Source organism: Bacteroides sp. K03 (genome assembly GCF_019734355.1).
Taxonomy (GTDB): domain Bacteria; phylum Bacteroidota; class Bacteroidia; order Bacteroidales; family Bacteroidaceae; genus Bacteroides; species Bacteroides nordii.
This window is the reverse complement of the sequence record NZ_JAASHC010000007.1, coordinates 12,721-38,749: the sequence shown is the minus strand read 5'-3', so window position 1 is coordinate 38,749 and position 26,029 is coordinate 12,721. Positions and strand designations below refer to the sequence as shown.

At 41.8% G+C, this 26,029-nt stretch carries 23 protein-coding genes; 13 read left to right on the top strand and 10 right to left on the bottom strand.

Annotated features, from left to right (window positions below):
- The first annotated feature begins 87 nt into the window (after positions 1-87).
- Positions 88-1,509, top strand: coding sequence for a chromosomal replication initiator protein DnaA (gene dnaA, locus HCG69_RS07430; protein WP_221649524.1), 1,422 nt, complete (start codon positions 88-90; stop codon positions 1,507-1,509).
- Positions 1,510-1,565: 56 nt separating this feature from the next.
- Here the strand turns inward: dnaA and HCG69_RS07425 are convergent, their stop codons facing one another.
- Complete coding sequence (locus HCG69_RS07425) at positions 1,566-2,306, bottom strand: NADPH-dependent oxidoreductase (RefSeq protein ID WP_221649523.1); 741 nt, start codon at positions 2,304-2,306, stop codon at positions 1,566-1,568.
- 285 nt (positions 2,307-2,591) lie between these two features.
- Here HCG69_RS07425 and HCG69_RS07420 point away from each other — a divergent pair, with 285 nt between their 5' ends.
- The 4 genes from HCG69_RS07420 (at position 2,592) to folB (ending at position 10,059) form a co-directional block, all read left to right on the top strand.
- The gene (locus HCG69_RS07420; protein WP_221649522.1) at positions 2,592-5,129 is read left to right on the top strand and encodes an adenosylcobalamin-dependent ribonucleoside-diphosphate reductase; all 2,538 of its coding nucleotides are present in this window, start codon (positions 2,592-2,594) and stop codon (positions 5,127-5,129) included.
- 660 nt (positions 5,130-5,789) lie between these two features.
- Positions 5,790-8,492: a 4-alpha-glucanotransferase gene (locus HCG69_RS07415; protein ID WP_221649521.1), complete on the top strand. Its 2,703-nt coding sequence runs from the start codon at positions 5,790-5,792 to the stop codon at positions 8,490-8,492.
- A 121-nt stretch (positions 8,493-8,613) separates the two neighbouring features.
- Positions 8,614-9,624: an acyltransferase family protein gene (locus HCG69_RS07410; protein WP_195660228.1), complete on the top strand. Its 1,011-nt coding sequence runs from the start codon at positions 8,614-8,616 to the stop codon at positions 9,622-9,624.
- A 63-nt stretch (positions 9,625-9,687) separates the two neighbouring features.
- Positions 9,688-10,059 (top strand): dihydroneopterin aldolase, encoded by a 372-nt coding sequence (gene folB, locus HCG69_RS07405; protein WP_221649520.1) that lies wholly within the window; start codon positions 9,688-9,690, stop codon positions 10,057-10,059.
- Between the two features lie 205 nt (positions 10,060-10,264).
- Here folB and HCG69_RS07400 read toward each other — a convergent pair whose 3' ends face one another.
- Genes HCG69_RS07400 through mtaB form a run of 3 tightly spaced genes read right to left on the bottom strand, consistent with a single transcriptional unit; the run spans position 10,265 to position 13,145 of the window.
- Complete coding sequence (locus HCG69_RS07400) at positions 10,265-10,786, bottom strand: methylglyoxal synthase (protein ID WP_221649519.1); 522 nt, start codon at positions 10,784-10,786, stop codon at positions 10,265-10,267.
- Between the two features lie 5 nt (positions 10,787-10,791).
- On the bottom strand, positions 10,792-11,823 hold the full coding sequence (locus HCG69_RS07395) for a glycosyltransferase family 2 protein (protein WP_221649518.1): 1,032 nt from the start codon (positions 11,821-11,823) through the stop codon (positions 10,792-10,794).
- A 5-nt stretch (positions 11,824-11,828) separates the two neighbouring features.
- Positions 11,829-13,145: a tRNA (N(6)-L-threonylcarbamoyladenosine(37)-C(2))-methylthiotransferase MtaB gene (gene mtaB, locus HCG69_RS07390; RefSeq protein WP_221649517.1), complete on the bottom strand. Its 1,317-nt coding sequence runs from the start codon at positions 13,143-13,145 to the stop codon at positions 11,829-11,831.
- 174 nt (positions 13,146-13,319) lie between these two features.
- Between mtaB and HCG69_RS07385 the strand changes: the two genes are divergently transcribed.
- Together HCG69_RS07385 and HCG69_RS07375 are read left to right on the top strand one after the other, a co-directional pair.
- A complete protein-coding gene (locus tag HCG69_RS07385; protein WP_221649516.1) occupies positions 13,320-14,993 on the top strand; it encodes a long-chain fatty acid--CoA ligase in 1,674 nt (557 codons plus the stop codon).
- A 158-nt stretch (positions 14,994-15,151) separates the two neighbouring features.
- Positions 15,152-15,367 carry a hypothetical protein gene (locus HCG69_RS07375; RefSeq protein WP_002562533.1) on the top strand — a complete coding sequence of 72 codons (216 nt, stop codon included), beginning with the start codon at positions 15,152-15,154 and terminating at the stop codon, positions 15,365-15,367.
- Between the two features lie 474 nt (positions 15,368-15,841).
- Here the strand turns inward: HCG69_RS07375 and rplI are convergent, their stop codons facing one another.
- Genes rplI through rpsF form a run of 3 tightly spaced genes read right to left on the bottom strand, consistent with a single transcriptional unit; the run spans position 15,842 to position 16,919 of the window.
- The gene (gene rplI / locus HCG69_RS07370; protein ID WP_221649515.1) at positions 15,842-16,285 is read right to left on the bottom strand and encodes a 50S ribosomal protein L9; all 444 of its coding nucleotides are present in this window, start codon (positions 16,283-16,285) and stop codon (positions 15,842-15,844) included.
- 14 nt (positions 16,286-16,299) lie between these two features.
- The gene (rpsR, locus tag HCG69_RS07365) at positions 16,300-16,572 is read right to left on the bottom strand and encodes a 30S ribosomal protein S18 (RefSeq protein WP_002562536.1); all 273 of its coding nucleotides are present in this window, start codon (positions 16,570-16,572) and stop codon (positions 16,300-16,302) included.
- 2 nt (positions 16,573-16,574) lie between these two features.
- Positions 16,575-16,919 (bottom strand): 30S ribosomal protein S6, encoded by a 345-nt coding sequence (gene rpsF, locus HCG69_RS07360; RefSeq protein ID WP_002562537.1) that lies wholly within the window; start codon positions 16,917-16,919, stop codon positions 16,575-16,577.
- A 160-nt stretch (positions 16,920-17,079) separates the two neighbouring features.
- On the opposite strand from rpsF, the gene HCG69_RS07355 reads away from it, so the two are divergent.
- Positions 17,080-17,526, top strand: coding sequence for a MarR family winged helix-turn-helix transcriptional regulator (locus HCG69_RS07355; RefSeq protein ID WP_221649514.1), 447 nt, complete (start codon positions 17,080-17,082; stop codon positions 17,524-17,526).
- Between the two features lie 131 nt (positions 17,527-17,657).
- Positions 17,658-17,834 (top strand): hypothetical protein, encoded by a 177-nt coding sequence (locus tag HCG69_RS07350; RefSeq protein WP_221649513.1) that lies wholly within the window; start codon positions 17,658-17,660, stop codon positions 17,832-17,834.
- Between the two features lie 76 nt (positions 17,835-17,910).
- Here HCG69_RS07350 and HCG69_RS07345 read toward each other — a convergent pair whose 3' ends face one another.
- The 3 genes from HCG69_RS07345 to HCG69_RS07335 form a co-directional block, all read right to left on the bottom strand.
- Positions 17,911-18,612 carry a response regulator transcription factor gene (locus tag HCG69_RS07345; RefSeq protein ID WP_002562540.1) on the bottom strand — a complete coding sequence of 234 codons (702 nt, stop codon included), beginning with the start codon at positions 18,610-18,612 and terminating at the stop codon, positions 17,911-17,913.
- Position 18,613: 1 nt separating this feature from the next.
- The gene (locus tag HCG69_RS07340) at positions 18,614-20,167 is read right to left on the bottom strand and encodes a sensor histidine kinase KdpD (protein ID WP_221649512.1); all 1,554 of its coding nucleotides are present in this window, start codon (positions 20,165-20,167) and stop codon (positions 18,614-18,616) included.
- Between the two features lie 262 nt (positions 20,168-20,429).
- Positions 20,430-22,586 carry a translation factor GTPase family protein gene (locus HCG69_RS07335; protein ID WP_007486948.1) on the bottom strand — a complete coding sequence of 719 codons (2,157 nt, stop codon included), beginning with the start codon at positions 22,584-22,586 and terminating at the stop codon, positions 20,430-20,432.
- 722 nt (positions 22,587-23,308) lie between these two features.
- Between HCG69_RS07335 and HCG69_RS20645 the strand changes: the two genes are divergently transcribed.
- The 4 genes from HCG69_RS20645 to HCG69_RS07315 all read left to right on the top strand — a co-directional run bounded on the left by HCG69_RS20645 (position 23,309) and on the right by HCG69_RS07315 (position 26,027).
- Positions 23,309-23,455, top strand: a complete 147-nt coding sequence (locus tag HCG69_RS20645; protein ID WP_255585506.1) for a hypothetical protein — start codon at positions 23,309-23,311, stop codon at positions 23,453-23,455.
- Between the two features lie 349 nt (positions 23,456-23,804).
- The gene (gene hemW / locus HCG69_RS07325) at positions 23,805-24,938 is read left to right on the top strand and encodes a radical SAM family heme chaperone HemW (RefSeq protein WP_221649613.1); all 1,134 of its coding nucleotides are present in this window, start codon (positions 23,805-23,807) and stop codon (positions 24,936-24,938) included.
- Positions 24,939-24,954: 16 nt separating this feature from the next.
- Positions 24,955-25,512, top strand: coding sequence for an RNA polymerase sigma-70 factor (locus tag HCG69_RS07320; protein WP_221649511.1), 558 nt, complete (start codon positions 24,955-24,957; stop codon positions 25,510-25,512).
- An 89-nt stretch (positions 25,513-25,601) separates the two neighbouring features.
- Positions 25,602-26,027 carry a hypothetical protein gene (locus HCG69_RS07315; RefSeq protein WP_221649510.1) on the top strand — a complete coding sequence of 142 codons (426 nt, stop codon included), beginning with the start codon at positions 25,602-25,604 and terminating at the stop codon, positions 26,025-26,027.
- Positions 26,028-26,029: the final 2 nt, after the last annotated feature.

Sequence of the window (26,029 nt, the reverse complement as noted above, 5' to 3'; positions counted from 1 at the left end):
AAAAAATAGATTTGTTTTTCTCAAATAAGATTCCCAATTTTGCAAACGTAGAAGTTTTGCTTAATTAATAAATGTATTATAGCCGTTATGAGTGAATCCAATCATGTCGGGCTGTGGAACCGCTGTCTTGAAATAATTAGAGACAATGTTCCCGAATCGACATATAAAACTTGGTTTGTTCCCATCGTACCATTAAAATATGAGGACAAAACGTTAATCGTACAAGTACCCAGCCAGTTTTTCTATGAATTTCTGGAAGATAAATTCGTGGACTTGTTACGCAAGACTTTGTATAAAGTCATAGGCGAAGGAACCAAGTTAATGTATAATGTAATGGTAGACCGGACTTCAATACCGAATAAAACGGTAAATCTTGAAGCCAGTAACCGTTCTATAGCCGTGCCACAAACAAGTGTAATTCGTGGTAGTGGCAATAAAGCACCCAACCTATTACATGCTCCTGCACCGCAAGACCTGGACCCACATTTAAACCCCAATTATAATTTTGAAAACTTCATTGAAGGATACAGTAACAAGCTATCAAGAAGCGTTGCTGAGGCCGTAGCTCAAAATCCGGCTGGTACTGCCTTCAATCCCTTGTTTTTACATGGTGCATCAGGAGTAGGAAAAACTCACCTGGCCAATGCCATCGGAACAAGAATAAAAGAACTGTATCCCGGAAAAAGAGTATTGTATGTATCAGCACATCTTTTTCAGGTACAATATACCGACTCTGTTCGTAATAATACTACAAACGATTTCATCAACTTCTACCAGACAATCGATGTACTGATTATTGACGATATTCAAGAATTTGCAGGCGTTACCAAAACGCAGAATACTTTCTTCCATATTTTTAATCATCTGCACCAAAACGGCAAGCAATTGATTCTAACTTCTGACCGTGCACCTGTATTATTACAAGGAATGGAGGAGCGCCTTCTTACCCGTTTTAAATGGGGAATGGTAGCTGAATTAGAAAAACCAACGGTAGAATTACGCAAGAATATTCTGCGTAATAAAATTCATCGTGATGGATTACAGTTCCCTCCGGAAGTTATTGAATATATTGCAGAGAATGTAAATGAAAGTGTACGCGACCTTGAAGGTATCGTTATTGCTATCATGGCACGTTCTACTATTTTCAATAAAGAAATAGACCTCGATCTGGCGCAACACATTGTACGTGGTGTTGTTCGTAATGAAGCCAAAAGCATTGGTATTGATGATATCATCAATGTGGTATGCAAACATTTCGGACTAGATACTACTGCCATTCATACTAAATCACGAAAAAGAGAAGTGGTACAAGCTCGTCAGGTAGCAATGTATCTGGCCAAAACACATACAGATTTCTCTACTTCAAAGATTGGCAAGTTTATTGGTAATAAAGATCATGCAACTGTACTCCATGCCTGTAAAACCGTAAAAGGACAGTGCGAAGTAGACAAAAGCTTCCGTTCTGACCTGGAGAATATAGAATCATTACTAAAAAAGAAAGGAAATTAAATAAAAAAAGAGAGGCAATATCGTAATATAAGTATTGCCTCTCTTTTTTTTATTGTTTATATAAACCCTTGCTGTTTCAACACCTTCAACAGATTCTCAGACATAAACTCATTATCCTTTTTCGTATAACGGACATCTGTAAACACCTGAGCCAACGTTTCCTTCCGGTTTTCTTCTACAAATTGTTTACTTTCAGGTAACGACTCCTTGTAAGCATACAGTTTATCAATATCCTTCTCCGTATAATCATGATAATGCTCCTCATGAATAGCAGCCTCTAAAGGCAATCGATCTACTTGGGCAGGAATACCATCGGGATAACCTACCGTCACTGTAGTTATCGGGAAAACAAGTTCCGGAAGCTTCAAGATATCAATAATCATTTGTGGATTATAAGTAGTAGTACCCAAATAGCAAATACCCAATCCTGCTTCTTCTGCCAATGTGCAGAAAGTTTGTGCTACCAGCAATGTATCCATCGCCGCGTTCATAAATGACATCAAGTTATTATACCCCGGTATTGCTTTACGTTGCTCGCACCATTTTGTGAAACGGCGAAAGTCTGCGCAAAATGTAAGTACTACCGGTGCTCCTTTCACCATTGGTTGATTAAAGTGTGCAGGAGAAAGTTTTTCTTTCATTTCGCTGTCACGTGTGATAACAACGCTATATAACTGCATTCCTCCCATAGTAGAAGCACGGAAAGAAGCTTCAAGCAAATCATTTAACAAATCAGATGAAATATCTTTTTGTAAGTACTTTCTGATTGTTCTTCTATTCTTAACGGTCTCAATCATATCTTTTTTCCTGCAAAGATATAAAAAGAATTTTTATTTTGCCATTCATGCTAAATAGATTAATTTTCTTTTTGGAAAACTTTAAGCATTGAACAAAACAACCATTTTATTGTTTATCAATAGCTTATCATTTAGAAATGGAAAACTTGCAGCCATCCAGCAATTTGTCTCATTTTTATTTTGATATACCAAAAAACATTCATAGCTTTGCAGCACGTTTGTTAATGATAGGTAAGCTTCTACACATTTTCTTATTTATTAAAGTAATCTAAGACACATACCAACGTGGAAAAACAAATTTATTCTTACGAAGAATCCTTTGAAGAATCTTTACGTTATTTCAAAGGAGACGAACTTGCTGCCAGAGTTTGGGTAAACAAATACGCAGTTAAGGATTCTTTCGGAAATATTTACGAGAAATCTCCGGAAGACATGCATTGGAGAATTGCAAATGAAGTGGCACGTATCGAAGCCAAGTATACAAATGGCCTTAGTGCAGAAGAATTATTCAACCTGCTCGACCACTTTAAATACATTGTTCCCCAGGGTAGCCCAATGACAGGTATTGGTAATGACTATCAAGTAGCTTCATTATCCAACTGTTTCGTAATTGGAGTAGATGGTGCAGCTGACTCCTATGGTGCTATCATCAAAATTGACGAAGAGCAAGTACAATTAATGAAAAGACGTGGGGGTGTAGGTCATGATCTTTCACATATCCGCCCTAAAGGCTCTCCGGTAAAAAACTCGGCACTGACTTCCACTGGATTGGTTCCTTTCATGGAACGTTATTCTAACTCCACCCGCGAAGTGGCACAGGACGGACGTCGGGGTGCATTAATGTTGAGCGTATCTATCAAACATCCGGATTCAGAAGCATTTATTGACGCTAAGATGACGGAAGGAAAAGTAACCGGAGCCAATGTTTCCGTAAAATTGGACGATGCATTTATGCAGGCCGCAGTAGAAGAGAAACCTTACATACAGCAATATCCGATTGATTCGGCCAATCCAACTACCACTAAAGAAATTGATGCTTCTACCTTATGGAAAAAGATAGTGCACAATGCATGGAAATCAGCAGAACCGGGTGTATTGTTTTGGGATACAATTATCCGTGAGTCTGTACCCGATTGTTATGCAGACCTGGGATACAAAACCGTTTCGACTAATCCTTGCGGCGAAATCCCTTTATGCCCTTACGACTCTTGCCGTTTGCTGGCTATCAACCTTTACTCATACGTGGTTAATCCGTTCAAGCCAGATGCTTACTTCGATTTCGATCTGTTCAAGAAACATGTGGCACTTGCGCAGCGTATCATGGATGATATTATCGACCTTGAACTTGAAAAGATCGAGCGTATCATGAAGAAAATAGACGAGGACCCAGAAAACAGTGAGGTAAAACGTACCGAACGCGAACTATGGGAAAAGATCTATAAGAAGAGCGGTCAGGGAAGACGTACCGGTGTAGGTATTACCGCCGAAGGTGACATGCTTGCCGCGTTGGGTCTGCGATACGGTACAGAAGAAGCGACGGAATTCTCTGAAGAAGTTCATAAAACTGTAGCTCTTTGCGCTTATCGCTCGTCAGTGGAAATGGCCAAAGAACGCGGTGCCTTTGAAATATACGATACAGAACGCGAAAAGAATAACCCGTTCATCAATCGTTTGCGCGAAGCAGATCCGGAACTGTATGAAGATATGAAAAAGTACGGACGCCGTAACATAGCCTGTCTTACTATCGCTCCAACCGGAACAACAAGTCTGATGACGCAAACAACTTCGGGCATAGAGCCTGTGTTCCTGCCTGTATACAAACGTCGCAGAAAAGTAAATCCGAACGATACCAATGTCCATGTTGACTTTGTAGACGAAACGGGAGATGCCTTTGAAGAATATATCGTATTCCATCATAAGTTTGTGACCTGGATGGAAGCTAACGGATACGACCCTGCTAAACGTTATTCTCAGGAGGAAGTCGACGAACTGGTAAGCAAATCACCCTATAATAAAGCTACTTCTAACGACGTAGACTGGTTAATGAAGGTAAAAATGCAAGGACGTATCCAGAAATGGGTAGACCACTCCATCAGTGTAACGATTAATCTGCCAAACGATGTAGACGAGGATCTCGTAAACCGTTTGTATGTGGAAGCTTGGAAATCGGGCTGTAAAGGTTGTACAGTATACCGCGACGGTTCACGTTCAGGAGTATTGATCTCTGCCAAACCTGAAAAGAAAGAGGGCTTGCCTCCTTGCAAACCACCTACCGTAGTTGAAACCCGCCCATCTGTATTGGAAGCCGACGTAGTACGTTTCCAGAATAATAAAGAGAAATGGGTAGCATTGGTAGGTTTACTCGATGGACATCCTTATGAAATATTCACCGGTTTGCAGGATGATGACGAAGGTATCTTCATTCCGAAGAGTGTCGTTTGCGGACGCATTATTAAGAATGTGGACGAAAACGGAAACAAACGTTATGACTTCCAGTTTGAGAACAAGCGCGGATATAAGATGACAATCGAAGGTCTGTCCGAGAAGTTTAACAAGGAATACTGGAACTATGCAAAACTGATTTCCGGAGTGCTTCGTTACAGAATGCCAATTGAACAGGTTATCAAACTGGTAGGTTCGCTACAACTGGATAGTGAAAATATCAATACCTGGAAAAACGGTGTGGAACGTGCATTGAAGAAATATATCCAGGATGGTACGGAAGCCAAAGGCAAGAAGTGCCCGAACTGCGGAAACGAAACATTAGTTTATCAGGAAGGATGCCTGATATGTACGACGTGTGGGGCTTCAAGGTGTGGGTAAATTGATATTCTTTCTTTTGCCTTGATGCAAAAGAAAGAACCAAAGAAAAGATCAAGGCTGCATTTACTTCGCTACAAAACTCCGGTAAAAAGCTAAAGGGGCTCGAACTCGCTTCGCTCAGACAATCGCCCCTTTGACGCTTTTTGCCGGAGTTTTGTTTAACGCTACGTAAATGAGGCCGAGGAACCATTCGGCAGGAATGCGCTGATATGGTATGAATGAGACTAAATCATGGAGCGATTTATTTGCTATCTGTTACAGAATAAAAGATAGATAGGTTCTAAGATTCTATCTGCAAATAGAATCTTAAAGCATAACCAAAAGAATCAAACAATCCCCCTGCCCTATCATAACCGTTGCGGCCTCATTTTTTCTCCGTTAAGCGAACGCCCGTAGTGAAGCGTTAAAAAGGGGCGATTGTCTGAGCGAAGCGAGTTCGAGCCCCTTTAGCGGAACGAAGGAAGTGAGTAGGAGAAAAAATGCAGCCTTGATCTTTTCTTTTGGTATCTTTTCTTTTGCATCAAGGCAAAAGAAAAGTACATCCCAACACAAACGTTTGCATAACATTTTAAATTACTTCTAAGAATTCAGATACACAATATATAAAAAGAATGTCTTATACTTGCATAATCAATCGTTCATAATCAAAATCTAATATATATGATAGTATCATTTAATATTGAATATCGTACCAGCTGGGGAGAAGAAGTAAGAGTCACGGGCTCCATCCCCGAATTGGGAGAAGACAATCCCGAATGCTCCATTCCCCTTCACACTGTAGATGGAATTCACTGGACAGCAGAGACTGAAATACAAGTCCCCAATGAAGCATTTGTGAACTATAGTTATCTCATCTGGCAAGACGGGAAAGTGGTCCGCAATGAGTGGAATAGTTTTCCCCGCCGCCTATATCTAACAGATGACAGTAAGAAAAGATACTGCATCAATGACTGTTGGAAGAATCTTCCGGAACAGCAGTACTTCTATAGTTCAGCTTTTACCGAATCATTGCTGGCACATCACAGTAGAGCAGGCGTACCTCAAAGTTACAAAAAAAGCTTAGTGATAAAAGCATATGCTCCACGCATCAACGAAGACTATTGTGTGGCTATCTGCGGCAATCAGAAAGTATTGGGCGATTGGAATCCTGACAAAGCATTGTTAATGAGTGATATCAATTTCCCAGAATGGCAGGCTGAGATGGATGCAAGCAAACTTAAATTCCCGCTGGAATACAAATTCATTCTCTACAATAAAAAGGAGAAACGTGCCGAAACATGGGAAAATAATCCAAATCGCTATATGGCTAACCCGGAATTGAAAGCGAACGAAACGCTTGTCATCTCCGACCGGTACGTCTATTTTAATATCCCCGCATGGAAAGGTGCCGGCGTTGCTGTGCCCGTATTCTCGTTAAAATCAGATAAGAGCTTTGGCGTAGGAGACTTCGGAGACCTGAAACGCATGGTTGACTGGGCTGTAAGTACGAACCAGAAAATAGTACAGATCCTGCCAATTAACGATACGACGATGACTCACACCTGGACGGACTCTTATCCGTACAACAGTATCTCTATCTATGCTTTTCACCCCATGTATGCCGATCTCAAAAAGATGGGTACACTGAAAGACAAAGAAGCAGCTGCCGCCTTTAATCAAAAGCAGAAAGAGCTGAATGCACTTTCTACAATTGACTACGAAGCAGTGAATCAGACAAAGTGGGAATACTTCCGTCTTATCTTCTGCCAGGAAGGTGAAAAGGTGTTAGCTTCCAAGGCATTCAAGAAATTCTTTGAAGCCAACAAAGAGTGGTTGCAACCATACGCTGTATTCAGTTATCTGCGCGATGCTTTCAAAACGCCTAACTTCCGCGAATGGCCCCGCCATAACGTATACAACGCAGAGGAGATAGAAAAGATGTGCCAACCGGGAGCTGTCGATTATCCCTTTATCTCAATCTATTTCTATATCCAATTCAACCTACATCTGCAATTGCTTGAAGCGACTACATATGCCCGCGAAAACGGGGTAGTACTGAAAGGTGACATTCCTATCGGTATCAGCCGTAACAGTGTGGAAGCCTGGACGGAGCCCTACTATTTCAACCTCAACGGTCAAGCCGGTGCCCCACCCGATGACTTCTCTGTAAACGGCCAAAACTGGGGATTCCCAACCTATAACTGGGATGTTATGGAACAAGATGGTTACAGCTGGTGGATGAAACGTTTCCGTAAAATGGCGGAATACTTCGATGCCTACCGTATCGACCACATTTTAGGTTTCTTCCGTATCTGGGAAATACCGATGCATGCCGTTCACGGACTATTAGGACAGTTTGTACCCGCCCTGCCAATGAGCCGGGAAGAGATAGAAAGTTATGGACTTCCTTTCCGTGAAGAATTCCTGAAACCTTATATACACGAATATTTCTTAGGACAAGTGTTCGGACCACACACCGATTATGTGAAACAGACATTTATCGAGCCAACTGATACCTGGGAGGTATACCGTATGCGTGATGAGTTTGACACGCAACGTAAAGTAGAAGCCTTCTTTGCCGGAAAAACAGACGAGGATAGTATATGGATTCGTGACGGACTGTACGCACTGATCAGTGATGTATTGTTTGTCCCCGACCGTCAGGAAGCAGATAAATACCACCCGCGTATCAGCGTACAACACGACTTTATCTACCGTTCGCTGAACGACTGGGAAAAAGCTGCCTTCAACCGTTTGTACGATCAGTATTACTATCATCGCCATAACCAGTTCTGGCAGCAGCAAGCAATGAACAAGTTGCCACAGTTGACACAATCTACCCGTATGTTGGTATGCGGTGAAGATCTCGGCATGATCCCCGACTGCGTCCCGTGGGTAATGAACGACCTGCGCATTCTCAGTCTTGAGATACAGCGCATGCCAAAGAATCCAACTTATGAATTCGGTCATTTGAATGAATATCCGTACCGTTCTGTCTGTACCATCTCAACACACGACATGTCTACTTTACGTGGCTGGTGGGAAGAAGATTATCAGCAGACACAGCGTTACTACAACACCATGCTTGGTCATTACGGTGCTGCTCCGGCAGTAGCTACTCCGGAATTGTGCGAAGAAGTAGTCCGCAACCATCTGTACAGTAATTCCATCCTCTGCATCCTCTCTTTGCAGGACTGGTTGGCAATAGATGGAAAATGGCGTAATCCAAACGTACAGGAAGAACGTATCAATATACCTGCCAACCCACGGCACTATTGGCGCTATCGCATGCATCTGACGCTGGAACAGCTGATGAAAGCAGAAAGCCTGAACGAGAAAATAAAAGAGTTGATTAAACAGACAGGAAGAAAGCCGGAAAAATAAGCTCCTGTCATCTCCTGATTTTCATAAAAAGCGCCTCTCCCTATTAAATCAACCGGGAGAGGCGTTGTTATTATCAAGATATCCTGTATCTTTGCGGCCATAAAATGAGACAAACACAACAATGGAAGATAACAAAAGCAAACGCATTGACTTTGTAGACCTCACCAAGGGCGTTTGCATCATTCTGGTAGTTATGGCCCACATTGGCGGAGCATTTACCAGGTTTGATGAAGACTCCATGGTATCTTGTTTCCGCATGCCGCTTTATTTCTTCATATCCGGTATCTTCTTTAAATCTTATGAAGGCTTCTTAGGGTTCTTCCTTCGTAAAATCAACAAGCTACTTATCCCATTCACTTTTTTTTATGTCGGAGCTTTTCTGCTAAAGTATGTCGTATGGAAAATAGCCCCCGGTGTATTTCATCTGCCGGTACAATGGAGTGAATTACTTGTTGTGTTTCACGGGCACGATTTAATCAAGTTCAACCCTCCTATCTGGTTTCTGATTGCACTGTTCAATTGTAATATTCTATTCTATTTACTCCATTTCTTACGAGACAGACATCTGAAACTTGTATTCGCCCTCACTCTGCTCATCGGAGCAATCGGTTTCTTCATGGGGAAATACCGTTTTGAGCTGCCACTGTATGTAGATGTGGCCATGACAGCTCTGCCATTCTACGTTGCAGGTTTCTGGATACGCCGTTACAATTTCTTTCTCTTTCCGCATCGGCTCGACAAGCTGATCCCTCTGTTTATCATTGCCGCACTTGCCATCATGTATTTCGTTGCTTTCACCCCGGGGATGCGTACCAACAGTTATCATGGCAATATCTTCCAGTTCTATATAGCCGCTTTTGCGGGTATCTTTATGATTATGTTGCTGTGCAAGAGGGTAAAACACATACCTGTAGTCTCTTACTTAGGACGTTATTCGGTAATCACGCTTGGTATTCATGCACCGATACTTCATTTTTCCGGTCAGTTCGCATCACGGTATATTCATAACGAATGGGCATTAGCCTTCACACTGCTATTCATAACATTGGGCATCTGCATTGCCGTAACGCCCTTCTTCCTGAAAGTAATGCCCCAGGTGGTGGCGCAGAAAGATTTGATAAGAATCAGGTAAGAGTTCTATCCGGTTTGTTGTATCTTTGTAAAAGTATTCATCTTTTCAAGCCAAAATACAGTCATGAATATAAACGCCAGTTATATACATTTAGAGAATATACTCTTCTTTGCCCATCACGGAGTAGCTACACAAGAAACGATTGTGGGGAATGAGTTTTATATCAACCTGAGATTAAAAGTCGGTTTCGCACACGCCATTGAGACAGATGCAGTAGAGGATACGGTGAGTTATGCCGACGTATATACCCTATTGAAAGAAGAAATGGGAATCCCCTCCAAGCTGCTGGAACATGTATGCGGACGTATTGCAGAAAGATTATTCCGGGATTTTCCTGCCATTGAAGAAGTAGAAATAAAGTTGTCCAAACGGAATCCACCCATGGGAGCAGATATTGATGCGGCAGGTGTGGAGATGTTTTGCACCAGAAAATGAGCGATGAGGGGGAAGAATTTCACCCCATTATTGAGTACTTTTCCCCGGCTCCGGGGAAGGACATCCTCGGCTCCGGGGAGGAAGCTGTTCCCCGGAGCCGGGAATATCAGTCAAGAATCGATTGAATTCAGCATGGGGATAACGCAGAAGGGAACTCATTTTTGAGTCCCCCCATCGCCTGCCGAACCTCCCCGTGCGGGAAGCACTACTTCTTTTTCTTCCGTTTGTTTACCGATGCTACCGCTTCGGTCACTACCGGTTTATTTTCAAACCGCTTGGTATAGCCGGAATAATCGGGATGAGTCCGTTCATAATCGGGATCCATAAACAGAGGACTTGATATGATATGGTCAGCTGTAGAGCGGTTGCAGCAGAATACAATGTTCTCCACACCAGCCAAACGGGTCAATGCTTTCACATCCGTGTCGTGTGGTTGCAGCGTCATCGGATCAGTAAAGAAGAACAGATAATCGATCTCTCCGTCCACAATACGCGAACCCATCTGCTGGTCACCTCCCAACGGACCGGATTTCAGAATCGTAATATCCCATTCAACATCGGGATGCTTCTCTTTCAATGCTTCAAGAATCAGTGTGCCGGTTGTACCCGTACAATAGAACTTATGTCCCATCAACAGTTCTGAATTCCAAAGCACCCATTCAATCAGATCTCTTTTCATGGCATCATGTGCCACCAGACCTATTTTTCTTACTAACTTCTTTTCCATTTGCGTTATCCTTTAAAGTCAGACAATTGGGAGAAACGTTTCCGTCCCTTCACATAAAACTGCCACAAGATACTGCTTTTTATTCGTTCGGGAATAGAATCGACATAAGTTTTTCTCAGATTTTCTTCACGGGCCTTCAGGAAATAAGAACGAAGCCGCTTATATTCACTCCGTGCATAAAACACAGCTTTAACATTACCCAACTGCCCTTTCAATAAGTATTGAAGGGCGGCTACATAGTCGAGAAAAGCCCGTACGCGCATCACCTTATTCAGCTCCTGTGGAGGAAGATTTTTATAAAGCATGACAAGATTATTACGAAAATTGAGATAAGTCTTCCGTGGACTCTCTTTTTTCAGAGTTGCCGCCCCCACATGATAGACAACACTTTGAGGGATACAAACAATACTCCTCCCGCGTGAGCGAAGCCGCCAGCAAAGATCTATCTCTTCCATATGGGCAAAAAAGCGGGCATCGAGTCCACCTGCATCCATATAATCCGCCCGGCGGATAAACAAAGCTGCTCCCGTAGCCCAAAATACTGGAGCAATCGTATCATACTGCCCCCGGTCCTCTTCCACTTCATTCATCACACGTCCCCGGCAAAAAGGATAGCCGTAACGGTCTATGTATCCACCAGCCGCACCAGCATATTCAAACATCTGCTTCTGTCGCCAACTACGTATTTTGGGCTGGCAGGCAGCTACTTCAGGATGGGCATCCATATAGCTGACAAGTGGTTCGAGCCAATTCTCCGTTACTTCTACATCCGAATTAAGCAGAACCACATATTCTGCATCCACCTTTTGCAAAGCAAGATTGTATCCTTCTGCAAAGCCGTGGTTCTCTTCCAACAAGATCAAACGAGCCATTGGGAAATCATCCCGAAGCATGGCAACAGAAGAATCCGTAGAACCATTATCGGCCACACAAACCTCTATATCATCACTATCGGAATGGCAAAGTACCGACGGAAGAAAAGAGCGAAGCATTTCACAACCGTTCCAGTTTAATATAACAACAGATATCTTTTTCATAGTCTTTATAGAATAGTGCCTTTCAATGCTGTACCATCTTCATTAAGCTCTCCCAGCAATACATTGACCATTTTGTTATCCAACGAAGGGTCATTTTCCACTTCTACCCGGATATAATTGGCTGTAAAACCATGCATCGGCATGCCCGCCTTGGTCTTTTCCATAAGTACAGGCATTGTCTGCCCGATGTGACGGACATAAAAAGCCTGCGTTTTTTCGTCCGAAAGAGCCAGTAACCTCTGGCTACGCTTATGCTTTTCTTCGGGAGCTACCACATAATCTATCTTCAAAGCCTGAGTACCGGGACGTTCCGAATAACTGAATACATGCAGCTGGGTCACGTCCAATCCGGCAATAAAGCGGTAGGCATCTTCAAAATATTCCTCCGTTTCGCCACGTGTACCCACAATTACATCTACTCCAATAAAGGCATCGGGCATCACTTCCTTGATCTTCTTTATTTTGGAAGCAAACAAAGCCGTGTCATAACGACGCCGCATTAACTTCAGTACATCATCCGATCCGGATTGCAAGGGTATATGGAAATGTGGCATGAATCTGCGGGAATGGGATACGAATTCAATAATTTCATCCGTCAGCAAATTGGGTTCTATGGAAGAAATCCGATAACGCTCAATGCCTTCCACTTCATCCAGCGCTTTCACCAGATCAAAGAAAGTCTCTCCGGTAGTTTTACCAAAATCACCAATATTCACACCTGTAAGTACAATCTCTTTTCCACCTTCGGCAGCTGCCTGACGAGCTTGCTCTACCATAGAAGCAATCGTTCCGTTCCGGCTCCGCCCGCGGGCAAAGGGAATCGTACAATAAGAGCAGAAATAATCACAGCCATCCTGTACCTTCAGGAAAAAACGAGTACGATCCCCGCGTGAACATGAAGGTGCAAACGAACGAATATCTTTTGTAGCCGTTGTATACGCTTCTCCGGCTTTATGCTTTTGCAAATCGCCCAAATACTGAAGCAGATCCTTCTTTTGCTCAGCGCCCAGCACAACATCAACTCCCTCAATCTTCGCCACATCGCCCGGCTTAAGCTGCGCATAACATCCCGTCACCACAACAAAAGCTCCCGGATGCTGTTTCACCAACCGATGAATAGCCTGCCGACATTTCTTATCTGCCATCTCCGTCACCGAACATGTATTAACCACACAAATATCCGCACGCTCACCTTTACGTGCCGTACGCACACCTGCTTCACGCAGGATTTTACCAATAGTCGAGGTCTCTGAGAAATTCAATTTGCAGCCTAAAGTATAGTAAACAGCTGTCTTATCCTGAAATACAGTGGTATCTATCATAATTTTAACAAACGCATATTGGATGCAAAGTTACACAATCTATGAGAATTAAGTATTAAAAATTAGGAATTAACAACTAAAGGATTTAACCTCTCCACAGACTTTAATTACTATTTTTTAATTCCTAATTAAATTATTATTCCTATTTTTGCACAATTCACTAAAAAACGTGCAATGATAAAAGAGAATTTTATTAAGCTATACGAAAATAGCTTTCAAGAAAACTGGGACCTGCCTTGTTATACCGACTATGACGAGGACTCTGGTTACACATACGGGCAAGTGGCTGAAGAGATAGCCCGCCTCCATCTATTATTCAGACATTGTAGCCTCCGACGTGGTGATAAAATAGCCGTTATCGGAAAAAATAATGCCCGATGGTGCATCGCTTATATGGCAACAATCACCTATGGCGCAATCATCGTGCCGATTCTTCAGGACTTCAATCCGAACGATGTACACCATATTGTGAATCATTCGGAATCTGTTTTTCTCTTTACCAGCGATACCATTTGGGACAATCTCGAAGAAGAAAAACTGACCGGACTCCGCGGTGTATTTTCGCTTACTGATTTCCGCTGCCTGTATCAGCGCGACGGCGAAACGATACAGAAATTCATCAAGCATCTGGACAATGAAATGCACCGTGCATACCCCAAAGGATTCCACCGGGAAGATGTGCAATATACCACGCTTTCCAACGATAAAGTCATGTTGCTGAACTATACCTCCGGTACCACAGGCTTCAGTAAAGGCGTCATGCTGACAGGAAACAATCTTGCAGGAAATGTCACCTTCGGAATCCGCACCGAATTACTGAAAAAAGGAGATAAAGTACTCTCCTTCCTTCCGTTAGCACATGCTTATGGTTGTGCGTTCGATTTTCTGACGGCCACGGCTGTAGGTACGCACGTCACCCTGCTCGGCAAAACCCCTTCTCCGAAGATCATAATGAAAGCTTTCGAGGAAGTAAAACCCAATCTGATTATTACTGTTCCGCTCGTTATCGAAAAGATATACAAAAATACAATCCAGCCTCTTATCAATAAAAAAGGTATGAAATGGGCATTAAGTATACCCTTACTTGATAGCCAGATTTATGGTCAGATTCGTAAAAAGCTGATCGATGCATTAGGAGGACGTTTCAAAGAAATTATCATTGGCGGAGCCGCTATGAACCCGGAAGTAGAAGAATTCTTTCACAAGATCAAATTCCCATTTACTATTGGTTACGGAATGACAGAATGCGGTCCGCTCATCAGTTATGCCCCATGGAATGAATTTATCCCTACCTCTTCCGGTAAGATACTTGACATTATGGAAGCACGCATTTACAAAGAAAATCCCGAAGCCGAAACAGGAGAAATCCAGGTACGGGGTGAGAATGTTATGACCGGTTATTACAAAAATCCGGATGCTACCAAGGAAGTATTCACCGAAGACGGTTGGCTGCGTACAGGTGACTTGGGAACCATGGATGCCAATGGCAATATCTTCATTCGCGGACGATTGAAAACGATGATTTTAAGTTCGAGCGGACAAAATATATTCCCGGAAGAAATCGAAGCCAAACTAAATAACCTGCCTTTCATTCTCGAAAGTCTTGTTATTGAAAGAAATAAGAAGTTGGTAGCCCTTGTATATGCAGATTACGAGTCTTTAGATTCATTAGGCCTCAATCAACCGGACAATTTAAAGACCATCATGGATGAAAATCTGAAGAATCTGAATGCAACTGTAGCCAACTATGAGAAGATAAGTCAAATACAACTCTACCCAACAGAATTTGAAAAAACACCTAAGAGAAGTATTAAACGCTATCTATATAATAGTATAGCAGTGAATTAGGTATGTTTTAAAACATGTTGTGAGACAAATAGAAAGTGTACTTCAAAAAAAAATATAAAAAAAGTTGGCTTTTCGAGAACAACGTATTCTAAAAGTACATATCTTTGCAGCGTTTTAATAAGCAATTGATTGTATTACAGATTTTAAAAGCAAAGAAAATGAAAAAATTAGTTTTAGTATTCGCAGCTATCGCAGCAGTATCATTCGCATCTTGTGGAAACAAAGCAGCTGAAGCAGCAAAAGCAGAAGCAGATTCTATCCGTATCGCTGACTCAATCGCAGCAGTAGAAGCAGCAGCAGCTGAAGCAGCAGCGGCAATGGATACAGTAACTGTTGATAGCGTAACAGTAACAGAAACTGTAGTAGCTGAATAATTTTAGCTCTGAGAGAATTGAAAGTCTGGCGTGTAAAACACGAACAGACTTTTTTTTGTGCCTTAACCTCCCCCTTTCCGCCCAACATAAAAAAAAATACACTTAGCAGGTACTCGATATATACCCCATATTGAATATTTCCAATTAACACTATTAACAGATATCTGAAATACAGAAATTCTTTATTATAAAAGTACGTACTTTACATACTCAAGAATACGTTTATCTGGAACATAAAAGTACCTATTTAACACTCTATTAAATACTATTCTTTATATCGGATACATTAGATTATTTCCAAATTGAATATCAACCAATTACAGTTAAACAAGACTTTTCTTCCACCTCATCCTACAAATCTTCAAAAGAGATAGTTATCTTTTAAGCAAGCTCCCCTCCCCCTGACCTTGGCACATAAAAAAAGCCCAATCTCTTTCGAGATCAGGCTTCTTTATATTTAGTAAGTTCCAAATCTTATTCAGCAACCACTTCAAAAGGAATTTCTACAGAAACTTCCTTATGCAGTTTTACGATAGCCTTATAAGAACCAACTTCTTTTACTGCATCTTTTACTACGATTATCTTTCTGTCGATTTCGTGGCCTAACTTTGCCAGTGCTTCAGCAATCTGAATGTTACTTACAGAACCGAAAATAGTTCCCGTAGAGCTAACTTTAGTTGCAATAGTCAGAGAAACACCCTCCAATTTAGCAGCAATTGCTTCAGCATCTTTCTTGATTTTCTCAAGTTTATGAGCACGCTGTTTCAAGTCTTCAGCCAACATTTTCTTTGCAGAAGGAGAAGCGATGATAGCTTTTCCAGTCGGGATCAAATAGTTACGACCATAACCAGACTTAACAGTTACGATGTCATTCTTATAACCCAAGTTTACTACGTCTTCTTTCAATATAATTTCCATACTTTTCCTCCTTCTTATTTCATCATGTCAGTTACATAAGGCAATAATGCCAGGTGACGTGCTCTCTTCACAGCCTGCGCAATACGACGTTGGAACTTCAAAGAAGTACCTGTGATACGGCGCGGAAGGATTTTACCCTGTTCATTCAAGAATTTCTTCAAGAATTCAGGATCTTTGTAGTCGATATAACGAATACCACTCTTTTTGAAACGGCAGTATTTTTTCTTCTTAACGTCTACTGAAGGCGGAGTCAAATATCTGATTTCTGATTGAACTTGTTGTGCCATGATTAATCCTCCTTTTTGCTTGATTTAACACTTCTTCTTTTTGCAGCATATTCTGCAGCGTACTTATCCATCTTGAAAGTCAAGAAACGGATAACACGTTCGTCACGACGGAAATTCAACTCCAACTTGTCAATGACAGTCGGATCTGCGTTGAACTCGATTAGTTGATAGAAACCTGTAGACTTCTTCTGGATAGGATAAGCCAACTTCTTCAGTCCCCAGTTCTCTTCATTGATAATCTCAGCACCCTCAGCCTGGAGGATACCTTTGAATTTTTCTACCGCTTCCTTCATCTGAACATCAGATAAAACGGGAGTTAAAATGAAAACGGTTTCGTATTGATTCATACTCGTTTAATTAAATAAATAAATTATTTGATTTAAAAATGCGGGTGCAAAGTTAGGCATTTTATTGTGAACTACAAACTTTTAATCTTTTTTTGTATCACAAGATAGGAATTTACACAGAAGAGCTATACCTTTGCAAAGTTGTTGAAACAATAATTTCATGATAGAACAATTTAACTTTGACATCCGGCTTATTTTTGCCATTCTTAATGGCAAAGTTTCCGCGGCTATAAACCGGAAACTGTATCGTAACTTCCGTCAGGGCGGTTTGGAAATCAGTCCTGAACAATGGACCGTACTCATTTTTCTTTGGGAAAAAGACGGAGTTACACAACAAGAGTTGTGTAATGCAACTTTTAAAGATAAACCCAGTATGACCCGATTGATAGATAATATGGAACGTCAACATCTGGTTGTCCGCATTTCGGACAAAAAAGACCGCCGTACCAATCTCATCCACTTAACCAAAACCGGCAAGGAGCTGGAAGAAGAAGCACGCATTATAGCCAATCGTACCCTTATGGAAGCCCTAAAAGGCATCAGTGTGGAAGAATTAAGTGTGAGCCAGGAGGTCTTGAGAAAAATATTCTTCAATACAAAAGATTAAGCACCGGTAAGTATGTAAAAACAGACTATTTACGCTGATTAATAGTTTTTTTGCATAAATAATTTCGCCCGTTAAAGAATTATGCTTTAATTTGTGACCATGAATAAAATAATCTATTAAAATACACACACATGAAAGTCTTATTAAAGAATTTAGGATTAATATTAATTTTGGTCGGAGTAATCATTCTGATCGCCTGCTCCCTGACTGGTAATGTAAATAACAATACTATTTTGGGAACTTCTGTACTTTTAGTAGTACTGGGTCTTGTTTCTTATATTGTCATCAATAAGAAAATAGCAGATTAATATTTTAATGGAATTAAAAAAAGGTCCGGAAATGAATATTTCCGGACCTTTTTTAGTTTCGTTTCTCCTCTTCTTCTTAGTTTTCAACTTCGGGAGTAATTAATTTGTATCCTTTTCCATGAATGTTGATAATCTCAATAGAGTCATCTTCTTTCAGGTGTTTACGCAATTTAGTGATGTACACATCCATACTACGCGCATTGAAATAGTTGTCATCAATCCAGATAGTCTTTAAAGCGAAGTCACGTTGCAAAATTTCGTTAGCATGTGCACAAAGCAAACCAAGTAACTCAGATTCTTTGGTAGTCAGTTTCGTCTGCTTTCCTTCTGAAGCAAGAATCTGCTTCTGAGTATCAAAGGTAAACTTACCAATCTTATAGATGTTACTTTCCTTATTTTTCTTTCCGCGTACGCGTCTCAGAATAGCTTCGATTCTGAAAGTAAGTTCTTCCATACTAAACGGCTTGGTGATATAATCATCCGCACCAATTTTAAATCCTTCCAGAATATCTTCTTTCAGTGTTTTTGCAGTCAGGAAGATAATAGGAATTTCGGCATTAGCAGCACGAACATCCTGTGCCAAAGTAAATCCGTCTTTTTTAGGCATCATTACGTCAAACACGCACAAGTCATATTTATTCTTCAAGAAAGCCTTATAACCAGCTTCCCCATCGGGATACAACTCAGCAGAATAACCTTTTGCCTGTAAATATTCTCTTAAAAGCATGCCAAGATTTTCATCATCTTCGCACAATAAAATACGCAGTTTCTCGTCCATATCAATCATTTTTTAATAAAGGTAATGCAATTATAAATTTAGTTCCTACATTCAATTCGCTCTCTGCCCGAATGGTTCCTTTATGGTCCTGAATAATCTTCTTCACATAGGCCAATCCCAATCCGAAGCCCTTTACATCGTGCAGATTACCTGTATGCACGCGATAGAACTTATCGAACACCTTTTTAAGGTTTTCTTTCTTTATACCAATACCGTTGTCCTGTATAGAAATCATCAACTTACCCGGTTCATTCCAGGTTTTGACATTCAGTAACAGTTCCTCTTCCGGTTTCTTATATTTCACCGCATTGTCCATCAGATTGAAGATCACATTCGTGAGATGCATTTCATCTGCAAATATAACAGGATCGGTAGCCTCAAGGTTCGATGTAATCTTACCATTATATCGTTCTACTTTCAAAGTGAACGTATTAATCACCCCTGTTATCAGTTCGTTAGCATCAATCTCCTTCATCTTGAGTGTCGCCTTTTGCCGGTCGAACATTGACATCTGAAGCACCTTCTCTACCTGAAAGCGGAGTCGCTTCGTTTCATCATTGATCACTCCCGATATATGCTGGAACATCTGTGGCGACTTACCCACCGCAGGGTCCTTCAACATCTGTGCCGCCAGCGAAATGGTTGATATCGGTGTCTTGAACTCATGCGTCATATTATTGATAAAGTCATTCTTCATCTCTGTCAGCTTCTTCTGACGGAATACTATATATATAGTAAAGATAAACGTTATCAACAGTACTAAAGTGAATATCATTGACGGGATCATAAAACTCACCGAATCAAAGATATAATCCTTTTTCCCGGGGAAGTGTATCTTTACAATACTCATTTTGGCCGGCGGGTCATTCTGGAAAAGCGGCTGAGTATATGAATCTTCATTTCCTTTCCCTTCGTAGTCCGCACAGCGGTATACTTCCCGCCCGTCTTTATCGATCACCGTAAAGTGGTATGGCAACTCTATTCCATTATTAAGGAGTGCCGACTTCAGGTAGTCGTCCAGATCTTTAAATCTTACGCGTTCGCCTATCGACTTGTCACTGGCGCGGTAAACCATTTGCAGTGCAACTTCATCGAGCAGGACCCGCTGATACATATACCGATTCTTCACCGCATCGAGCAAAGATTTCGATGTTTTCGGAATCGTATTTCCACCATGTCTGCGCGAAATCATCATCTTGGGCAACTCTGACGGTTTGTTAGTCATTACTTTTAATTCAAAGTCCGTCATTATTCTTCCATCCGGTGATTTCACCGTAAATCGCTGTGTTTGCTGAACCAAATCATCCCCTTGCATAGAAGAGGAAGCGGTCAGCGCTTTCCGTTCCGCTTCAGTAATATCTTCCCTCAGCCAACGGTCGGTTTCTGCAAATTCCACATCTTTTGATACCTGATACAAGCTATTACGCACAGAGTTATCAAATTGTTCTTTGCGCATCTTCACCATTGCCTCTATATAACTTACCTGTAAGTAAAGTAATCCGAGGAAGGAAAGACCCATTACAATACCTAATATCCAGATTGTTGACTTTTTCATAGCAACAAAATTAACACTCCCTAATTAACATACCTAACACATTAACCTATTTTAATCGTCCATTCTCGTAAATTAACCGAAAGGCAGTATTTAGCTCATGTTCTGACGACTATAACAAAACAATATATCCTTTGGTTTGCAAATTTAATAAAAAATTAAATCTTTCTCTTAGGAATTTCTACTTTTCTTAATCATTGTTAAGCAAAAAAGCCGCCCCCCTTTCGAGCGAAAGAAGGACGGCTAAAGCATTATAAACGAATAATTACTCCTCCACCTGTTTGGCTTCGAAGTCTTTTATTAACTTATCCTGTACATCAGAAGGCACAAGTTCATAACTTGCGAATTTCATAATGAACGAAGCACGCCCTCCGGTGAGTGAGCTAAGCGCTGTTGAATAAGAAGACATTTCTTTAAGAGGTACTTTAGCAATTAGTTTTTCAAATCCTTTCTCGCTATTCATACCCATAATCATGGCACGACGTCCTTGAAGATCCCCCATCACATCGCCCATCTTATCCGACGGTACAAATACCTCTACGTCATAGATGGGTTCCAGAATCTTCGGACCGGCATTCTTGAAGGCTTCGCTGAAAGCATTACGCCCTGCCAGCATGAAGGAGATTTCATTGGAGTCTACCGGGTGCATTTTTCCGTCATAGACAATAACGCGTACATCACGGGCATAAGACCCCGTCAACGGACCTTGTTCCATCCGAGACATGATACCTTTCAGAATAGCAGGCAGGAAGCGTGTATCAATAGAACCACCTACGATACTGTTAACAAATACCAATTTTCCTCCCCATTCCAATGGAACTTCTTCTGTTCCTTTCACATTAATCTTGAACTCCTGTCCGTTAAACTTATAGGTATCGGGCACGGGCATGCCTTCTTTATAGGGTTCGACAATGAGGTGTACTTCACCGAACTGTCCGGCTCCACCCGATTGTTTCTTATGGCGATAGTCGGCACGGGAAGCTTTTGTGATTGTTTCACGGTACGGGATTTTCGGTTCCTCGTATTTCACCTGTAGCTTTTCATTGTTTTCCAGACGCCACTTCAAAGTACGGAGGTGGAATTCTCCCTGTCCATGCACCAGTGTCTGTTTCAATTCTTTAGACTGTTCAATAACCCACGTCGGATCTTCTTCACGCATACGGTTCAAGATGCTCATCATCTTTTCTACATCTGCTTCATTGACAGGTTTAATGGCACGCGAGTATTTTGAATTGGGATACTTAATAAAGTTAAATTTATTATCACAGTCTTTTCCATTCAGAGTATTGCCTGTTTTTACGTCTTTCAGTTTTACAGTAGCGCCAATATCACCTGCGCAAAGTTCTTCCACTTTGACACGATTGGAGCCGGCCACTACGTAAAGTTGTGCCATACGCTCTTTTGAGCCACGGTCGGCATTAAGCAAATCGTCACCTTCGTGCACTTTTCCACTCATAACTTTAAAGTAGGATACTTCACCGATATGGGGTTCAACGCTTGTTTTGAAGAAATAAAGGGAAGTAGGGGCATTTACATCAGGAGCTATTTCTTTTCCGGCTGTATTGGTCACTTTTGGCATTTGAGAAACAAAGGGAACAACGTTGCCTAAGAACTCCATCAGGCGGCGTACTCCCATGTCTTTGCCTGCACATACACAAAATACGGGGAACATTCCACGGGCGGCAAGTCCTTTGCGGATACCATCGCGCATTTCGTCTTCTGTCAGCGAGTCTTGCTCAAAGAACTTTTCCATGAGTTCTTCGTCATTTTCAGCAGCAGCCTCTACAAGTGCCTTATGCCATTCCATAGCCTTATCCATTTCTTCGGCAGGAATATCTTCGATGATAGGGGCTCCTCCTTCAGGTTTCCAGGAGTACTTTTTCATCAACAGGACGTCGATCAGCGAATTAAACTCGGGACCTGTATTTATCGGATACTGGATAGGAACAACTTTTGAGCCATAAGCTTCTTTTAATTGTTCGAGGATATTATCATAATCGCATTTATCATTATCAAGCTGGTTGACAAGGAAAATGACGGGTTTATTCAGTTTTTCGGTGTAGCGGAAATGATTCTGTGTACCAACTTCAACGCCGTATTGGCCATTGAGAAGAATTATTGCGGTGTCGGTCACATTCAGTGCGGTAACTGTGCCTCCTACAAAGTCGTCCGAGCCCGGACAGTCTATCATATTCAGCTTTTTATTGTTCCATTCTACATGGAATACGGTGGAGAAAACGGAGTAGCCATACTCTTGTTCAACGGGGAAATAGTCACTAACTGTATTTTTGGCGGCAATAGTTCCGCGACGTTTTATAACACCACTCTCGAAAAGCATTGCTTCCACGAGAGTGGTTTTCCCAGATCCAGAACTTCCCAAGAGGGCTATGTTCTTAATTTCGTTCGTCTGATATACCTTCATAATCAATAAGATTTAAATGAATTACTCAGTATGTTCTCGCATACCATTTATTTAAGTGTCGCAAATTAGGAATTAATAAGGGGAAAAGCAACAAAGGACACAGTGTTACTAAACAATGTTATGCAACACATTGTGTAAATCATCTTCCTCGGCTCCGGGGAACAGCCTCCTTCCCGGAGCCGAGTGCTTCCCGCACGGGGAGGTGCGACAGGCGATGGGTAATTATTAAAATACAGATAATAATACCTGGGGAAAAGTTTGATTCCTTTCTGTATGGATTTGGGTGTATTTCACCACAGAGTAACACGGAGTTCCACAGAGTTTAAATCTTTATTGAAACGCAGATTAACGCAAATTTTCGCAAAGGGAAACAAATATAAGATAAAAAACTACAATCTTTTAATCTGTGTTTATTTGTGTTAATCCGCGTTTTATTAGATAAATAATGCTCTGTGAAACTCTGTAGTGAGTTTTGCTCATTGCTATTCAGTTTTGAACTTAATGGTGTTTGTCATTGCTATCAGTCTCTTTCTCCGGTATTGATAAAGTTCTATCTCGTAGAGTAACGTATGAAGCCCCGGTGTGTAACATTGTTTTAGATGTACATGTAAAGCAGTACGACATGTGCATGTGGGACAACACGACATGTGCATCTCATGCTGCTTTACATGTACATCTAAAACAATAAAGTGATTGGCTAAACGTAGAGGAGAAAACTGATTATGGCAAAGAAAGCAAAAGGTAATAGAGTACAGGTCTGCACACCGGGGAAAGGAACATTCCTTTCTGAGAAAGACAAAGTACAACACCGAACAAGGGGATCGATGCCGTCTACAGGTACTTCCGCCATCGAAAAGATAGGGTCATAATCTTCGTCACTGTACGGTTTTGAATGTATTTCACCACAGAGGACACAGAGGGCACAGAGTTTTAAATCTTTATTGAAACGCAGATGAACGCAGATTTTCGCAAAGGGAAATAACGATAAAATAAAGAACTACAGTTTTTTAATCTGCGTTCATCTGCGATCATCCGCGTTTCATCAGAGAAAATAATATCTCTGAGCCCTCCGTGTCCTCTGTGGTGAACTGATTCATATCGGATCTGATTTGAATCAATTCCACTAACAGGTATAGTAAATAGTTAAATCCTCACACACAATAACCACTTTATGAACCTAAAATCTTACTTTTGCGGACTAAACAACATAACCAGACTATGGCAGGTATCTACATTCATATTCCTTTTTGTAAAACCCGTTGTATCTACTGTGATTTCTACTCCACCACACACAGTGAACTCAAAGAGAGATACATCCACGCCCTTTGCCGCGAATTGGAGATACGCCGGCAATACCTGCAAGGGGAACCCATAGAGACAATCTACTTTGGAGGCGGTACTCCATCGCAGCTTTCCGGAGAAGATTTTCAACAAGTTTTTGACACCATTGAAAAAACTTACGGAATAAAGCAGGTGCAAGAAATCACTTTAGAGGCCAATCCGGACGATCTCACTCCGCAATATGTGCAAACGCTTACCAAGTTGCCTTTCAACCGTATCAGTATGGGGTTACAGACTTTTGACGAAGCGACCCTGCGCTTGCTCAACCGCCGGCACACAGCGGCACAAGCAATCACTGCCATAGAGCGCTGCCGGGAAGCAGGATTCCGGAATATCAGCATCGACCTCATCTACGGACTGCCCGGAGAAACGGCAGAACGCTGGGAACACGATCTGACACAGGCTATCGCACTGAACCCGGAACATATCTCTGCCTACCACCTGATCTATGAAGAGGGTACACCTATATATAAGATGTTGCAACAACACCGCGTCAGCGAAGTAGATGAGGAAAGCAGCGTATACTTCTTCTCCAGCCTCATTGACCGGCTCACGGCAGCCGGGTATAAACATTATGAGATATCCAACTTCTGCCGCCCGGGATACCCTTCACGGCACAACACCTCGTATTGGCAGGGAATTCCTTATCTGGGTTGCGGCCCTTCGGCGCACTCATTCAACCGTCGTGAACGAGAATGGAACATAGCTTCCCTCAATAAATATCTCCAGGGAATTGAAAGCGGAGAACGGGCTTGCGAAACAGAGATTCTGGATACTACCACACGATACAATGAATGTATCATCACTTCCATACGTACCAGCCAGGGGCTTTCACTGACAAAGTTAAAAGAAGAGTTCGGTACAGAACTGTGGCAATATTGCCTCAGCATGGCCGCCCCTTCTATTAAAAACGGCATGCTGGAAGAAAGGGAAGGCAATCTACGCCTCACCCGCAAAGGGATATTTATATCCGACAGTATCATGAGCGACTTACTTAAAGTAGAAGAATAACACAAAGACTTTCACCATGACCGAATCAGAAGTACGAAAACTACTACGGCAGATGAAGGAATGGAGTTCTCAAACTGCCTTCCGCCGTTTTTATGACCTGACGTACGACCGCCTGTTCCGCATTGCCTATTATTATGTGAAACGGGAAGAGTGGGCACAGGAGATTGTGCTCGATGTGTTTCTAAAACTTTGGGAGCAACGTAGCACACTCCCTGAAGTGAGAAACATTGAAGACTATAGCTTTATACTTGTCAAAAATGCATCCCTCAATTATCTGGAGAAGGAGATGAGACGGGATACCCTCACAAGCCATGAACTACCCGATGAAACAGAGGACTCTTCCCGTTCGCCAGAAGAAGAATTGATCAGCGAAGAGCTTTTTGCCCGTTATGTGAAAGCACTGGACCGCCTGCCTCAACGTTGCCGGGAAGTGTTTATACGCATACGCGAAGAGAAACAAAGTTATGCTCAGGTGGCAGAAGAATTGGGCATCAGCACCAAAACTGTAGACGCCCAGCTACAGAAAGCAACCGGACGCCTGAAAGAGATGATCATACGTGCCGAGATAGATTAACATTTATTTACCAGAACGGCATAGGGAATCCGTCAAAGACGCCTGTCTTTATGAGTGAATAATGTTTTTAATCAAAAATAGACTGACGTATGAAAAGATTCTATTCTCAGGCAGCCATGACACTGTTGGCAAGCCTCTTGTTGCTGGCATGCGACAACAAGAAAAAAGACTATCCTACAAACTATGTAGGGTTTGAGCGCTCAACACAAACCTACTATTACGACCCGGCCAATCAGGAAGAAACGTTGGAAGTAAAAGTAATTGCCGTTGACAAAAAGAAAGAAGACAGAGAAGTTAAACTAAACATTCACCAGTCCAACATACCAGGGATAGGTACGATTTATAAGCTGACCAACGACCGGCTGACTATAAAAGCCGGGAAGAAAGAAGCAAAGACAACCATCGTACTCTCTCCGAAGAAGGCCATAAGAGGGCAAGTCATCCAGATAAGCTGTACACCACTGTGGAAAGGTGGGCAAACATCCAAACTGGCTATTGAACTGATGCCCAAATAAAG

Excerpts from the sequence above, each read along its gene's own strand:
- HCG69_RS07345 (WP_002562540.1), bottom strand. The coding sequence starts at position 18,612 with ATGGACGAGAAACTGCGTATTTTATTGTGCGAAGATGATGAAAATCTT.
- HCG69_RS07335 (WP_007486948.1), bottom strand. The coding sequence starts at position 22,586 with ATGAAGGTATATCAGACGAACGAAATTAAGAACATAGCCCTCTTGGGA.
- HCG69_RS20645 (WP_255585506.1), top strand. The coding sequence starts at position 23,309 with ATGGCAAAGAAAGCAAAAGGTAATAGAGTACAGGTCTGCACACCGGGG.
- HCG69_RS07340 (WP_221649512.1), bottom strand. The coding sequence starts at position 20,167 with ATGAAAAAGTCAACAATCTGGATATTAGGTATTGTAATGGGTCTTTCC.
- dnaA (WP_221649524.1), top strand. The coding sequence starts at position 88 with ATGAGTGAATCCAATCATGTCGGGCTGTGGAACCGCTGTCTTGAAATA.
- rplI (WP_221649515.1), bottom strand. The coding sequence starts at position 16,285 with ATGGAAATTATATTGAAAGAAGACGTAGTAAACTTGGGTTATAAGAAT.
- hemW (WP_221649613.1), top strand. The coding sequence starts at position 23,805 with ATGGCAGGTATCTACATTCATATTCCTTTTTGTAAAACCCGTTGTATC.
- HCG69_RS07315 (WP_221649510.1), top strand. The coding sequence starts at position 25,602 with ATGAAAAGATTCTATTCTCAGGCAGCCATGACACTGTTGGCAAGCCTC.
- HCG69_RS07395 (WP_221649518.1), bottom strand. The coding sequence starts at position 11,823 with ATGAAAAAGATATCTGTTGTTATATTAAACTGGAACGGTTGTGAAATG.
- HCG69_RS07415 (WP_221649521.1), top strand. The coding sequence starts at position 5,790 with ATGATAGTATCATTTAATATTGAATATCGTACCAGCTGGGGAGAAGAA.
- HCG69_RS07410 (WP_195660228.1), top strand. The coding sequence starts at position 8,614 with ATGGAAGATAACAAAAGCAAACGCATTGACTTTGTAGACCTCACCAAG.
- HCG69_RS07425 (WP_221649523.1), bottom strand. The coding sequence starts at position 2,306 with ATGATTGAGACCGTTAAGAATAGAAGAACAATCAGAAAGTACTTACAA.
- HCG69_RS07400 (WP_221649519.1), bottom strand. The coding sequence starts at position 10,786 with ATGGAAAAGAAGTTAGTAAGAAAAATAGGTCTGGTGGCACATGATGCC.
- HCG69_RS07375 (WP_002562533.1), top strand. The coding sequence starts at position 15,152 with ATGAAAAAATTAGTTTTAGTATTCGCAGCTATCGCAGCAGTATCATTC.
- mtaB (WP_221649517.1), bottom strand. The coding sequence starts at position 13,145 with ATGATAGATACCACTGTATTTCAGGATAAGACAGCTGTTTACTATACT.
- folB (WP_221649520.1), top strand. The coding sequence starts at position 9,688 with ATGAATATAAACGCCAGTTATATACATTTAGAGAATATACTCTTCTTT.
- rpsR (WP_002562536.1), bottom strand. The coding sequence starts at position 16,572 with ATGGCACAACAAGTTCAATCAGAAATCAGATATTTGACTCCGCCTTCA.
- HCG69_RS07320 (WP_221649511.1), top strand. The coding sequence starts at position 24,955 with ATGACCGAATCAGAAGTACGAAAACTACTACGGCAGATGAAGGAATGG.
- HCG69_RS07355 (WP_221649514.1), top strand. The coding sequence starts at position 17,080 with ATGATAGAACAATTTAACTTTGACATCCGGCTTATTTTTGCCATTCTT.
- HCG69_RS07385 (WP_221649516.1), top strand. The coding sequence starts at position 13,320 with ATGATAAAAGAGAATTTTATTAAGCTATACGAAAATAGCTTTCAAGAA.
- HCG69_RS07350 (WP_221649513.1), top strand. The coding sequence starts at position 17,658 with ATGAAAGTCTTATTAAAGAATTTAGGATTAATATTAATTTTGGTCGGA.
- rpsF (WP_002562537.1), bottom strand. The coding sequence starts at position 16,919 with ATGAATCAATACGAAACCGTTTTCATTTTAACTCCCGTTTTATCTGAT.